This is a genomic window from Chryseobacterium sp. YIM B08800 (assembly GCF_026163565.1).
Taxonomy (GTDB): Bacteria; Bacteroidota; Bacteroidia; order Flavobacteriales; family Weeksellaceae; genus Chryseobacterium.
Genome location: NZ_JAPDKN010000081.1, coordinates 1 through 15,086, shown reverse-complemented (window position 1 = coordinate 15,086; position 15,086 = coordinate 1). Strand labels below are relative to the sequence as shown.

12 protein-coding genes are annotated in these 15,086 nt (G+C 32.8%); all 12 read left to right on the top strand.

Features of this window, described 5'->3' with window-relative positions; genetic code table 11:
• The coding region (locus OEW74_RS18895) for a T9SS type A sorting domain-containing protein (protein WP_265429948.1) at window positions 1-584 on the top strand (584 nt) is incomplete at its 5' end.
• A 5-nt stretch (window positions 585-589) separates the two neighbouring features.
• A complete protein-coding gene (locus tag OEW74_RS18890) occupies window positions 590-3,460 on the top strand; it encodes a hypothetical protein (protein WP_265429947.1) in 2,871 nt (956 codons plus the stop codon).
• Window positions 3,461-3,466: 6 nt separating this feature from the next.
• Window positions 3,467-6,967 carry a DUF6443 domain-containing protein gene (locus OEW74_RS18885; protein WP_265429946.1) on the top strand — a complete coding sequence of 1,167 codons (3,501 nt, stop codon included), beginning with the start codon at window positions 3,467-3,469 and terminating at the stop codon, window positions 6,965-6,967.
• A 2-nt stretch (window positions 6,968-6,969) separates the two neighbouring features.
• On the top strand, window positions 6,970-7,383 hold the full coding sequence (locus tag OEW74_RS18880; RefSeq protein WP_265429945.1) for a hypothetical protein: 414 nt from the start codon (window positions 6,970-6,972) through the stop codon (window positions 7,381-7,383).
• 235 nt (window positions 7,384-7,618) lie between these two features.
• Window positions 7,619-8,836, top strand: coding sequence for an RHS repeat protein (locus OEW74_RS18875; RefSeq protein ID WP_265429944.1), 1,218 nt, complete (start codon window positions 7,619-7,621; stop codon window positions 8,834-8,836).
• Window positions 8,837-9,812: 976 nt separating this feature from the next.
• On the top strand, window positions 9,813-10,346 hold the full coding sequence (locus OEW74_RS18870) for an STM3941 family protein (RefSeq protein WP_265429943.1): 534 nt from the start codon (window positions 9,813-9,815) through the stop codon (window positions 10,344-10,346).
• 346 nt (window positions 10,347-10,692) lie between these two features.
• On the top strand, window positions 10,693-11,247 hold the full coding sequence (locus tag OEW74_RS18865; RefSeq protein ID WP_265429942.1) for a hypothetical protein: 555 nt from the start codon (window positions 10,693-10,695) through the stop codon (window positions 11,245-11,247).
• A complete protein-coding gene (locus tag OEW74_RS18860) occupies window positions 11,247-11,606 on the top strand; it encodes a hypothetical protein (protein WP_265429941.1) in 360 nt (119 codons plus the stop codon). The genes OEW74_RS18865 and OEW74_RS18860 overlap by 1 nt, the downstream gene beginning before the upstream one ends.
• Before the next feature lie 307 nt (window positions 11,607-11,913).
• Complete coding sequence (locus tag OEW74_RS18855) at window positions 11,914-12,987, top strand: RHS repeat-associated core domain-containing protein (protein ID WP_265429940.1); 1,074 nt, start codon at window positions 11,914-11,916, stop codon at window positions 12,985-12,987.
• Window positions 12,988-12,998: 11 nt separating this feature from the next.
• Entirely contained in the window at window positions 12,999-13,616 is a 618-nt protein-coding gene (locus tag OEW74_RS18850; RefSeq protein ID WP_265429939.1) for a hypothetical protein, read from the top strand.
• A 297-nt stretch (window positions 13,617-13,913) separates the two neighbouring features.
• A complete protein-coding gene (locus OEW74_RS18845; RefSeq protein WP_265429938.1) occupies window positions 13,914-14,558 on the top strand; it encodes a hypothetical protein in 645 nt (214 codons plus the stop codon).
• A complete protein-coding gene (locus OEW74_RS18840; RefSeq protein ID WP_265429937.1) occupies window positions 14,555-14,947 on the top strand; it encodes a hypothetical protein in 393 nt (130 codons plus the stop codon). The genes OEW74_RS18845 and OEW74_RS18840 overlap by 4 nt, the downstream gene beginning before the upstream one ends.
• Window positions 14,948-15,086: the final 139 nt, after the last annotated feature.

Below are 15,086 nucleotides of genomic sequence, written 5' to 3'. Positions count from 1 at the left end.
TTCTGATGGGGATGAATGTGATAAACGGGATGCGGGATGCCGGAAGCGGGGTGAATGGAGTGAACCCAACCAAAGGAATATTGTTGGGTGGTTATACTCAGGCAGAAGGAAGAATCGAGGTTGATGATGAGACCTTTTGGATGATGTATATCGACAATGACGGAAATGAACAATGGAGAAAGCATGTAAAAGGAGAATCGAGAAAGAAAGAGGAAAGACTTTCTGATCTGAAAATGAATAAAGATGGTTCAATTGTATTAGCAGGAACAAGCGCTGAAGAACTCGGAAAAGAGAACTGGAAGATTGTAAAATTGGGAGATTCTCAGATTGACCAGTTAATCGAAAAGCAAAATATCAAGATTTATCCTAATCCGGTATCAGATTATTGTTATGTGGAAATTGGATTTGATTTTAAGGAAGCAGATATCACATTATATGACATGGGAGGAAGACAACTTCAGGGTTTAAAGACGAAGAATAAAGTGACGAAAATTAACACGCAAAATATGATTCAGGGAGCTTATCTGATTGTGATAAAAACTGATACTGAGAAAACTGCGAATGCTAAATTGATTAAAAAATAAACATGATGAATATAAAACTAAAATTATCGGCACTTATTTTATTTTTTGGTGCTTATACTTATTTTAAAGCCCAACAACAGGACGTCAATTTTGGAGACTTTTCAAGACCTGTACCATCGGTATCGTCTTTGGCTGCTTACTCCAATGCTCCAGTTTCTTATGCTTCTGGAATTCCTGATATCTCATTTCCATTGCTAAACTTGCCTTCTAATAATAAAAATATCGCCCTTAGCTTAAATCTTTCATATAATCCTATGAATGTTTCTCCTTATGAAGCGGCAAGTGATGTTGGTACGGGATGGTCATTATTTATGGGCGGGGTTATATCAAGAAAAATTGTAGGAGAGCTTGATGAAAAATATGATGATGACGGCCTTCAATATTATCAAAGAAATGAATTTGATGATATCTATTATTATAACCTGCCCGGATTATCAGGAAAGTTTAAGATTGTAAGAAATACTACTGCGAATACATTCTCTGTAGTTAACATATCATCTAATTTAGTTAAGATAGAATATACAAGAGAAAATAACAGTGCTACTTTAATTTTAAACTCATTTACAATTACAGATACCAAAGGGATTAAATATTTTTTTAATGATTATAGTAAAAGTAGCTCTGAGCAATATGGAAGAGTTTATAAATCTGCTTTTTTTCTTAGCCAGATTAAAGATGCGAATAATGTAGAAATTGCAAATTTTTCTTATCAGAAAGACACGAAATATAAACTTGGTAATCTGATTGATTATCAGGCTTGTAAACTGAAAACAATTATATCACCTTCCTATGGAAAGATAGAGCTTGATTACACTTATGACAGTTCATTGGAAAAAACGATGAATGATCCGTACAGTATAACAAAAGTAGTCTTAAAAGATAACTATAATCATATGATTTCGCAATATGGATTTGAATATTCACATTCCCTATACAATGATGTTCAAGCAACGGGTACCAGCAAGAGGGTACTAACTATGCTTAAAAAAATAAACAGAAATAATATTGTATCAGAAAAAACAGAATTTCAGTATAACACGAGTGAATATGATCAGTTTACTACAGATTTTAATGTTCCTTATGGTTACAACCTTTCTTACTTCTGTCCTGTAAACGATCGTACTACAAACCCGAGATATGCAGGTATTGGAGTTTTGAAAAGAGTGATCAGTCCAGCAGGAGGAGTTACAGAATACAACTTTGAACCGCAGGAAATATACATGGATAAAGGAACATCTGAATATCTCAAACCTATCATTGAGGGATCAAGCTTTGTAAATTCTCAATTACAATATTTAAAGGACTTTAGTCAGTTTTCTTTTGATACAAACCAGGGAACAACGCGATTATTTAACATACCAGGAACACCCAATATAAAAAAGAAGGTGTATATTGTTTTTAATGTTACCTCTACCTATACTCCTATATTTTGGGATTCTAATACGCCAACTTATGTAGATTTCAGTATCAAACAGGGAAGCAACCCGATGACAAGCAATGGAGTTTGTGCAAATCCTGGAAACAGCAGTACTTACAAAATGGAGGAATTTGATCTTTTTCCCGGTTATTATGAAATAAATTTTGTTGGCTCTGGAGGAACAGGTAATATAATGATGTTGGATCTTGGGCATACTCCGTTGCCTTTTAAAAACAGCGAGGTTACCACAGGCTTGAGAATAGCGAATATTAAACACTATGATAACAGAAATGATTTAAACCCTGTAAGAGTTACTAAATTCAGCTATGATAATTTTACTGACAGCAACAGCTCTACCGGCTATAATTTTGATCCTGAAGATGACTTTGGAGATGCCAATGTAAGCCAGTTTACCTTGTATAAAAATGTTAAAGTAACCAATGCAGACGATACTATTGGGTATACTAAATATTACTACAAAAACCCTAATGATTATCCTTCATATCAAACTGTGGGATCAAATTATTCTTTCTGGCCTTATTACAACCTTACAAAAGGTGGATTAGCAGAGAAAAAAGAAATATATAACGCACAGAGCCAGCTTTTGATTTCCGAAAACACAGACTATACTATGGAGAATGTTCCGAGCGGTCAACATTTTTTAATGATTGGCGATCATATGTATTCAGCAGCTGCCTATTTCAAGAAAATAGTGGCAACAACAAAAAGCTACATAGATAATCAGATTATAGAGGAAAAAACTGAAACCGAATTTAATGGCGATAATCTTGAAGCTTCTTCCATAAAAAAAATATATGATGACGTAAGTACAGAAACCTCACTCACCTATCCTGCTTCTTCAGGAACTTATAGCGGGCTTTTCTCAAAAAATATTACAGGAATACCCGTGATACAGGAGGCTACAGAAAACGGAAAAACATTGAGCAGATCAGAAACAAAATTTGATAATGCATCATCCGTGTTACCTACTTCAATACAGGCAATCAATATTAGTGACGGAAGTAGAAAAACAGCCATGACTTTTGATTTGTATGATGAAAAAGGTAATGTATTGCAAATGACTTCCTCTGTGGGAATTCCCACGGCAATTGTATACGGATACGATAAAACCCAGCCTATTGCAAATATACAGGGCGCTACTTATGCACAGGTTTCTCCTTATATTCAAGCTATTATAGATGCATCAAATGCAGATGCAGCAGATCCTGCAAACGAACAGGCATTGCTTGCAGCTTTAGATAACTTCAGGAAGAATGCAGCTTTAAAGGATTTTACCATTTCTACCAATACTTATGACCCGTTGATCGGGATGACTACCAATACTCCACCCAACGGAATTAGGGAGATCTACATTTACAATGCAGACAACAAGCTGGAGAAGGTTACCGATATGAACGGAAAAGTGCTGAAAGAATATAAGTACAATTACAAAAACTAAAATGCAATGAAAAAAATAGTATACTTACTCTTTATATTTTCTTATTATTCACTCTACAGCCAGGCAAACCTCCCGGCAACAGAAAATTATATTTACAGTAAAAACTGTCTTAATGAAGACTGCACCAAAAAAGCAGAATCTGTACAGTATTTTGATGGTCTGGGAAGACTGAAGCAAGGTATTTCTGTAAAAGCGACACCGCAGGGTAATGATATTGTGGTTCCAGTAGAATATGACAGCTATGGAAGAGAGTTAAAAAACTACCTTCCGGTTCCGCAGTCGACATCTCAAAACGGAAGCTTATACAGTAATCCTCTTTCTGCAGCAAATGCAGTGTATGGAAATGAGAAAATCTACTCTGAAAAAATACCTGAAGCCTCCCCATTGGGAAGAGTATTGCAAGAGAAAAAACCGGGTAATGACTGGAATAGCCATCCTGCTACTATGGCTTACGCAGCAAACACGGCAGGAGAGGTAAAAAAATACATCGTTTCTACAACATGGGTAGAAGCAAGAACAAACAGTATTCTCTCCCTTAGTGGAACATATCCTGCTGCACAGCTTTACAAAACAACCGTGACTGATGAAGATGGGCGCATCAATACAGAGTACAAAAACAAAAAGGGGCAGCTTGTACTCTCAAGGAAAAATGACGGTTCTAAAAACATTGATACCTATTATGTATATAATGAATACGGACATCAGGTTTATGTAATTTCTCCTTTAGCATCAGAATCTGGGCTTACCGACCAGCTTACACTTGATAATCTATGCTATCAGTACCGGTATGATGGCTGGAACAGGCTTGTAGAAAAAAAGCTTCCCGGAAAAGGATGGGAATTTTTGGTATATGATAAGCAGGACAGACTGGTGCTTTCTCAGGACGCAGCATTAAGAGGTACTGCCAACAATTTTGCAAAAAGAGGCTGGCTGTTTACAAAATATGATAAGCTCGGAAGAGTGGTATATTCTGGTTTTTTCAGCAATACAGCGACTAGAGTAGCGATGCAGACCGCCCTGAATAACATGTCTGCCAATGCAGCCAATAATGAAAACAGGAGCGATTCTTTTTTCACGGCAAATGGTATAGATATTTATTACACTAAAAATGCTTTCCCTACAGGAAGCATGACGGTACTTAGCGTTAATTACTATGATACTTACCCTACCGGAACTCCTGCAATCCCAACCCAGATTTTAGGACAAAATGTTCTTTCTCAGGATGCGCAGACTTATAATACAAGCACCAAATCGCTTCCTACAGCTTCGCTGATCAAGAATATTGAAAATGATAACTGGACAAAGAATTTTTTATGGTATGACAGCAAAGGCAGAATTATTAAAGCATATACTGTAAATCACATGGGTGGTTATACTACAAAAGAATCAAAACTTGATTTTGCAGGGATGCCACAAGAAAATTATACATACCATAAACGTACTGCGGCAGACAATGAAATAACATTGAGAGAAACCTATGAGTATGATCCTCAAAACAGGATGAAGAAGCATTGGCATCAGGTGAATAATAACCCTGCCGAGCTGCTTACGGAAAATGTTTATAATGAGCTCTCTCAGATTACCAATAAAAAGACAGGAGGAGGACTTCAGGATATTACTTATGCTTATAACCTTCACGGCGCTCTCACTAAAATAAATGATCCCGCCAATCTAAATGGTAAATTATTCGCGTATGAGATTAAATACCAGAATCCTTCTAATACTTCTGCAGCATCGGCAAAGTTTAACGGCTCTATTACAGAGGTAGACTGGAAAACTTCCAACGACCAAGTTTTAAGAAGATACTCTTATCAATATGACAAGCTCGACCGACTTCTGAAAGGAACCTATTCTGAAGCTTCGGTAGCTGTTCCCCAAAATGACTTTTTTAATGAAAGCCAAACTTACGACAGTAACGGGAACATCCTGAGTCTTAAAAGATATGCACCACAAGGTACTACAACCCCTGTTCTTATAGACAACCTTTCTTATACCTATAGTGGCAACCAACTTCATAAAGTACAGGATGCTACAGAAAACCAGAGTGGATATCCTATTGGTGGAAATCTATTATCTTATGATGTAAACGGGAATATGACGAGCCATACGGATAAAGGCATTTCTTCCATTCAATATAATTTTTTAAATTTGGCTACAGTAATGGCTACTGCACCCGATCAGAATGTGCAGTATTTTTACAGCGCAGATGGTACAAAGTTAAAAAAGATTGGTAACGGAAAAACAGTTGATTATCTTGGAGGGTTTCAGTATGAGAACGGTACTTTGCAGTTTTTCCCGACATCAGAAGGATATTATGATTTTGCAAATGCAAGGTATGTTTATAATTATGGTGATCATTTAGGAAATATTCGTTTAAGCTATGCAAAAAGAGCAAATGGTTTTCCGCGGGTGTTAGAAGAAAACAATTATTATCCTTTTGGCTTAAAGCATACAGGATATAATACCGGAAACATGGCTAATTCTGCATTTTCTTATAAATACAACGGTAAAGAGCTACAGAGTGAGACGGGTATGATTGATTACGGATGGAGACAATATATGCCTGAAATCGGCAGATGGAACGGGATAGATCAATTAGCAGAAAACTATACATCGACTAGTACTTACGCTTATGTTGCCAATAACCCGATAATGAGATTTGATGTAGACGGAAGATGGTTTAATGATGAAGGTACAATTGATACTTCAGGCAGAACTCCAAGCTATGTAACAGGAAAGCAGTATAGTGACAGCTTTTTAGGAGTAAATAGAAATGATGGAAGCGGTGGATCTGGTGGTTATAATTTTACAGGAAATGCCGCAGGTTCTATGTACAATTATTTAGTAAATGGTGGAAGTATAAATGGAATTTCGTTTAAAAATGGATGGGCAAAATGGTATACCTTAGAGGGTGATGATACCATGTCTTATGGCGATGGCAGAATGACTGAGGTATCATCTGCTTATATGACTATGTATACTGCAAGATTTAACTCTACAAATGATGAATCCGGTAATTGGTATTCTAAAGGAGGCAAAATAAATTGGTTTATTGGAGCTACGGGAACCGGAATTGATACATTTGCAAATCGATTTTACATAGGAACTGCAAGACCAAATGCGCCTGTAAATTTTTTTGGCAATAAATTTTATGGCAATGGAAGAACATTTATTAAGGCAGCACCTGTTGCGGGAGCAATTGGAAGATTCTCTTTTGGGGTCGCTATATTTTTAGATTATAGTGCTTATAAACAAGGCAGAATTTCTGGAGAAAAATTCACTTTTAATACAGCGATGGGTGCTTACGGCTTAACTGGGGTAGGGACTATTCCGTCATTATTATATTTCGGTATGGATGCTTTCTATCCGGGAGGATGGACAGGTGATGAAAATCATCCTGGAGCTATAAAAGATACTGAGAGAAGGCAAGCAGAATTTGATGCTATTTTCAAGGATTCAGGATTGCCACGTCAATACATTTTTCCTTATGGATCACAAAAATTATAAAAATGAAAAAAGCTTATTATTATTTTTTTTATAAATTATATAAAATAATGTTATGGACATCATCTCCTTTTGAAAATTTCTTTAGTAAGTTTAGAGCAAGTTTAGCACTTATGGCTCTTGAACTTTGGATTGTTTTCACAATTCAAAACTGTTACGAAATATTTAATGAAATTACTCCGAAATCAAGCTCAAATGTATTTATATATATAATGGGTTTAATTATCATAATTTCAAATTATATATCACTTGATTATTATGATAATGTTTGGAAAAAATATAAACAAGAATTTGATGAATTATCTAGAAAAAAAAATACTTTTGGAGGAATGATTGTTTGGGGAATAATCATATTTATAACTGTAATCTTTTTTGCATCTACATTTCATTTGCACAAAATTAATTTTGGTACTTACTAATATTCTACGGGAACAAAAATTGTAAAAATGAAAAAATCTGGTAATGTATCAGAAGTGTTGGTTTCCTTTATTAATGATGCATTACAAAGAAATTAAAGGTAATGTATCAGAAGTGTTGGTTTCCTTTATTAATGTAACATTACAAAAAAATTAAATAAAAAATAATTCAAAAACGAGTAATCTATATGGTTACTCGTTTTATTTTTATAGGTAAAAAGTATAAATATGAAGGTAGATGATTACTCATGTTCCAAATGTATTGGTGAAAAAATTACAGTTTTCAGCCAATGAAGAAGATATTATGATTTCGTACAAAATAGGTATATTTATACCTACTAAAGATCATTTAGGAAGTATTCGTTTAAGCTATGCAAAAAGAGCAAATGGTTTTCCACAGGTTTTAGAAGAAAACAATTATTATCCTTTTGGCTTAAAGCATACAGGGTATAATACAGGAAACATGGCTAACTCTGCATTTTCTTATAAATATAACGGAAAAGAATTGCAGAGTGAAACGGGGATGGTCGATTACGGATGGAGACAATATATGCCAGAAATCGGTAGATGGAACGGGATAGATCAATTATCTGAAAACTATACATCGACTAGTACTTACGCTTATGTTGCCAATAACCCGATAATGAGATTTGATGTAGACGGAAGATGGTTTAATGATGATGGTACAATTGATACTTCCGGCAGAACTCCAAGCTATGTAACAGGAAAGCAGTATCGTGACAGCTTTTTAGGAAGCAACAGAAATGATGGAAGCGGTGGATCTGGAGGTTATAATTTTACAGGAAATGCCGCAGGTTCTATGTACAATTATTTTGTAAATGGTGGAAGTATAGATGGAATTTCGTTTAAAAATGGAGAGGCAAGATGGTGGACCTTAGATGAAGGGGAAAATAGTATGTATTCTGATTATGATGGATTGCCTACAGGTAATACAGGAGGAATAACTATGTATACTGCGAGATTCAATACATCTTCTAGAGACAGAGGATATTTTCCTGCTACCGAAGGATACAATTGGGGCCAAATAGGAAATGCTGCAACAATGGGCGGAATTGCTTATTACGGTTTAGAAAAAGGTATTTATAATAAAAACTACTGGGTAGATGCAAAAGGCCTAATAAAAAGCACCAAACTTTTAGAGCTCGGAGAAAATGGTAAGTTTGTAAGAGGTGTTCAAGGATTAAGATATGGTAATGCTGCAGCAGCAAAAGCAGCTTCTGTATATTCCGTAGCAGGAAAAGTTGTTGGAGGAATTGGAGTGGGAATCACGGTTTGGGAAATAGCTTCTGGTAGAAAAAATCTAGTTGGAGAAGGTGGATTAGATCTAATAATGGGAGGTATTGGTTTTACTGGTTGGGGAGCTCCAGTTAGCTTAATATACTTTGGTGGAAAATTAGTATTGGAACAAACAGGAAATGATTTTTGGAATAAATAAATTAAATATGAAATGGTATTATTATTTAAACTTCGTTATATACAGATATTATAATAAAAAGGAAAAAACTCCAATTTTTGCGACATTAGCTGTAACTTCTTTATTATTAAATTTAAATATTTTTTCGATTTATATGGTATATCTGTTTGTAACTGATTTTTGGACTATTCCGAAACTCAATTCAAATTATAAAGCCATTATAATTATTTTTTTATCTTTTTTAGTAATTACGAATTATTTTTTAATTTTTTATAAGAAAAAGTACATAAAAATATTTGATAACTTTAAAAAAAATAGTGAAATATTCAAACATTGGGATATATCAGCAAAACTTTATATCATTATGAGTATAGTAATTTGTATCATCGTATTAATAATCGCCGACTTACGTAATCATAATTTTGAATTATATTTTTTGAAATAAAAAAGCTATATGAAAACTAAGTAATGAAAAAAGAATATTATTATTATTTTTTATTCAGAATATATCGATTTTATAAAGACAGATACAAGGAAAGTGAATCTCAGGCTTTGTTTAGTGCGACTGCAGTTAGCACAAGTGTAATAAGTATTAATTTATTCTCTTTATATGGAGTAATTAGTTATTCAGAATTATTTCCAACACTAAAAAATAAATATTATGGAATATTTATAATGATATTTATAGGAATTATTTATTGTTTGTTAATAAAAAGAAATTTTTGACATATAATTTCCAAAAAGATAAAAAAGGAGGAATTTTAATCATAGGATATTTTATTATATCTGCACTATTTACGTTTGTAGAAGGAAATATTAATAGAAAAAAATATTTAAAGAAAGAGGTTATACGCAAGAGCAGATAGAAAATGGTGGTGTAAAAGAGTTTGATCCAAATGAAGAGCCCACATCATTGGTAGGAGAAATACAATTGTGGTATTATAACACTTTCGAAAAATAAGATCGTCTGAGATGGAATTATTAATTAAAAAAGAAAATGGACAGTATAGTAATTAAAATTAGTAATAAAAAATTTTCATTATTAGTAGTAGGATGTTTAATATTTATAACTTTAAGTATTTTTTTTATTATTAAACCTGATGATTTTGTTACATTTTTAGTAAGAAATACGTTATTTATAAAATTTGCAGGGATTTTAGGTTTACTTTTTTTTGGTTTTGCATTGTATAGTGCTATTCAAAAAAAAATATTTGATGGAAATATAGGAATTATAATAAATCAAGAAGGAATTATTGATAATTCAAGTTTTGTAAGTGTAGGGCTTATTAAATGGGAAGATATAGTTTCAATAGATAAGAGTAATGTAGCATCGACAAGTTTCCTACTTATAAAAGTAAAAAATCCAAAAAAATATATTAATGCGACAAAAGGGATAAAATCCAAGTTACTTAAAGGAAACTATAATTCTTATGGTACCCCTATATCAATATCTGCCAATTTTATAAATTGTAGTTTTTCTCAATTAGAAAATATAATATTAAATAGTTTCGAAAATTATAAAAGCAAATAATTAGTAATAGCAATTAAAAAAAACTAAATCACTGAAATTCAATACTAATTAAATGTAAACATTCAAAAACGAGAGTAGGCGATCACTACTCTCGTTTATTAATGTAGACGGAAGATGGTTTAATGATGATGGTACAATTGATACTTCTGGTAGAACGCCAAGCTATGTAATAGGAAAGCAGTATCGTGACAGCTTTTTAGGAGTAAATAGAAATGATGGCTCTGGAGGCAGCGGTAGTGGTGGAAGTCTTTGGGTAGGAGATTTAACATCTGCATCTGAACCTACCATAGGAGATCTTATAGATGCATGGCTAGCTTCTTCTAGTGAAAGCTCATTGAGTCCTTGGATGCAGAATTACATAGATAATACAAAAGACCCTATGGAAGATTGTTGTCCCGATAAAAAAAATCCTGGTGATGAAGTAAAAGGTTGGCTTGGTTCATTAAAAAAAGATTTTATTGAAAGTTTTGCAAATTTTGGAGATGCTTTTAGTTTGACTACAGACTGGTTTTCAGGAAATGGTAAAGTACATAGAGTTATTACTAAAGAAAGAATTGTTAACTCTTTGAAAAACGCACCTGCAGTAGAAAGGGCAAGAGATTTTTGGTATGCAAAAGCAGATCGTCTGAAAAGTTTTAATGTGAATGTTACAAATTACTCTGGAAGTTTTGGATTACAAGGTGCAATTAATTCTGGAGCGAGTCCATACAAACAGTTTATCGGAAGTATGACAATCAATATACACTCAGATGGAGAATATCTAACTTTTGATATATTCAACAGAACTAGCTTTAAATCATTTTTTTATCAAGCACCTGTTCCATCTTGGAGTAGATCTCTATTACCACAAATGGGTAATATGACCCAAACATATACTTGGAAAGAAAAAATTTATAAATAATGAAAAGAGTTTTCTTATGTTTATTGTTTTTAATAACAGTATCATGTAGCCTTTCTGAAAAGAAAGTTTATAATAATTTATATGTAGCTAACGGAGGCGAGCTTTATGATTATCCTGTTGCAGCTATTAAACTTGATAATGGAGATCAGTTAAATATATTTCCTTTTGAAGTAAAAGACTATAGGATAGAAAATAAATATGTTATCTTTAAATGTATTGATTATTATGGAGATGAAATATTTTATTTATTGGATAAGAATTTTGATGAATATAATTATGAAGAGAAGATAACTGGTCCAATGAACACTAAAGAATTTGAATCTTTTCAAAAACGAGAAAAGCTTAATATCAAATGGTAAATAGGCTAATGTATTGCAACCGTAGGCAATGTATCAGTGGAGTTACTATTTTTTTAGAACAAAAACTTTATATTTCTTATACTATCAAATTGAGGTAATATTTGAAAAATTAGGATATTGAAATATTAATATACTAATTTATAAAGATTTAGGAGAGATATTAAAATTCTAGAATACTATTTAGAGACTATCCATTTAGGAAATATTCCTTTAAGCTATGCAAAAAGAGCAAATGGTTTTCCAGCGGTTTTAGAAGAAAACAATTTATCCTTTTGGATTAAAGCATACAGGATATAATACCGGAAACATGGCTAATTCTGCATTTTCTTATAAATACAACGGTAAAGAGCTACAGAGTGAGACGGGTATGATTGATTACGGATGGAGACAATATATGCCTGAAATTGGAAGATGGAACGGAATAGATCAGCTTGCTGAAATGTACGTTTCTACAAGTACCTATTCTTATGTTGCAAATAATCCTGTGTTAAGATTTGATGTAGACGGAAGATGGTTTAATGATGATGGTACGATAGATACTTCTGGTAGAACGCCAAACTATGTAAGTGGGAAACAATATCGTGACAGCTTTTTAGGAGTAAATAGAAATAATGGCGGCGGCGGTAGTGTTAGTGGAATGAGTCCAGACTTATTTAATAAAATGTTTGCTTTAGGAGGAACTTGGGAGAATACAGGATATGGTTTTGAAAATACGGATCATATTTCTTTAGGATACAATGGAAGTTATATAAGTCTCAATACGCTTTTAGATGGTTTTATTGAAATTCCGGAGGTTGTGTTCTCTAGTTGGGGAAGTAGTTATATACAAAGCCGTTTTAATTCTTATATGAACAAATGGAACGCAAAAGGTAAATTTGATAATTATTCAAATATTTTATCTAAAACCTCTTTTTTAGCAAATACAGCAATTGGACTAGGTGCTACTGTAAATATACCGAGAACTGGTGTATTTCAATATAATGATATATGGCACCAAACTAAAACAAGAGGTACTTCGTTTTCTTGGGAAGGAAGATGGAAAAATCCAGGCGCTAAATATTGGAGAGGGCAGCAGGTAAAAGGTTTTCAAGGAGCAAGAAGTTTAGGAACTAAATTAACAGTTGCAGGAGGTGTATTTCTTGCTGCAGATATTGCAATGTCTGGACAGGTCAAGCCATCCCATATGATTAACGCAGCTATGTTGGGAGCTTCATTTTCAGGTGTTGGTTCAATAGTGGCAGGAGCTTGGTTTGTGGCAGATATGGGAACGGGTGCCGTAAATTATTTAAATGGTAATGGATTTAGAACTCTTTCCGATGTAATTGATCAAAGTGATTGGGGACAAAGTATTACTGTAGATATGTATGATGGACTTTATTAAAAATGATAAAAATGATAAAAAGTAATATACACATAAATTGGTATTTATGGTTTTTTCTAATGCTTTTCTTATTAATCTTTGGGGCTTATATGTTCGGCATAAAAACTATCATTTATATAATAGATAAAGGAGTATCGTTTTTTAATATTTCAATTTTTATTTTTTGTTTTTTCTTAGAATTATTTCTTTTGATTGTTTTGAAGGGCTTTAAATATTTAATAATAGATAAGTCAAAAAATCAGTTAAAATATTATTCTATTCTACAACCTTTCGGTAAGACATTATATTTTGAGGATTATATTGGAACCTTTCAGACAACAGAAACAGGAAGCTTGGGTAGCTATAAAGTTTTATATTTAGTAGATGAGAGCAATATTACAAGACTTAAAATTTTGGGACTTTATTATAAAAACATGGATGAGATAATGAAAATAATAACTTTACCTAAGATTAGAAAAAACCTTTCACCCAAAGAATATTTCAAACTGCTTTTTATTGGAAAAATCAATCTTTCAGAGATAGAAAATAAGAAAAATGAGGAAAGTAGAATAACAACCTATCTCAAGATTTTTATTATTATTAGTATCGTTATTTTTATTATCGGGACATTAATTAGAATTTTTGGGTAATGTTTCAGAGTTAGTGATGGAACTTTTACAAAACCTAAATCACTGAAATCCAAAACTAATTAAAAATAAACATTCAAAAACAAGAGTAGGCATTCACTACTCTTGTTTATTGATGTAGACGGAAGATGGTTTAATGATGATGGCACGTAGATACTTCTGGTAGAACGCCAAGCTATGTAACAGGAAAGCAGTATAGTGACAGCTTTTTAGGAAGCAACAGAAATGATGGAAGCGGTGGATCTGGTGGTTATAATTTTACAGGAAATGCCGCAGGTTCTATGTACAATTATTTTCTAAATGGCGGGTCTGTCTTTCAACAATGGATATGCGAACTGGTATACCTTAGAGGGTGATGATTCGAAGTATAGAGATGGTGATGAAATGGGTGGGGTATCAGCTTATATGATAATGCATAGTGCAAAGTTAGAATCATATTTTGATAGTGTTGATTGGAATAAAACAGCATCAAATTTAAGAAAGTTTTCTGGATACGCATTTACATTTAGTCAACTTGTTGAAGCGGGAGATAAACATGCATCTATATATGGTGCACCAAAACCATATTCAACAATGTCTTTATATTTTGAAAAAAAAATTTTAGGCAAAAAAGTACTTTCCTTAAAATTACCATTTAGGCAAGTCAACGCAGATAAAGCCTTAAAGTGGGCTGGCAGAGCAAAGGTTGCGGGTACTGCTTTGGGTGTTGCTGGAGTGGGATTGGGAATATATGATATATCTCAGAACGGGTTCACAACCTCAAACACTTTAGATACAGCAATGTCTGCATTGGCGGTAACTCCTACAGGAGTCACTCAAGGAATAGCAGGTACATACTTTATTCTCAATGCAGCATCTTCGATAATTACAGGAAAGGATATAGGACAGCATCTTGATGAGAATGGCTATAACTTAGGAGAATTTATAAATAACATAGGAAAATGATTTTAATCGATTATATATATTATCAATTAACAAACTTATATAGGTATTTCAACAATGATAAAGCAGAAAAGAGTTACGGAATTGTAATGACGTGTGCATTGCCTTGCTGGAATCTAATATCAATTATTATTGCTTTTGATTACTTTTTTAATATTAAAATAGGACCTTCAAATAAATATTTCCTTATAGCTTACTGCTTACCATTGCTTTCTTTAATAGGATTTAGATATTGGAAAGTAACATCATACGAAAATATTAGAGATAGAATTCAAAATTTTAGTAAAAGAAAAAGAATATTTTCAGATGTTTTATTAATATTATATATTATTATTTCATTTCTAGGAATGCTATGCCTTGCAGCTTATGTAGGAATTATGAGGAATAGATAAAAATGGTAATGTTTCAGAAGTGTTGATTTCCTTTATTAATGAAACATTACAAAGAAATTTAAATAAAAAATAATTCAAAGAACGAGTAATCTAAATGGTTACTCGTTTTATTTTTATAGGTAAAAAGTATAAATATGAA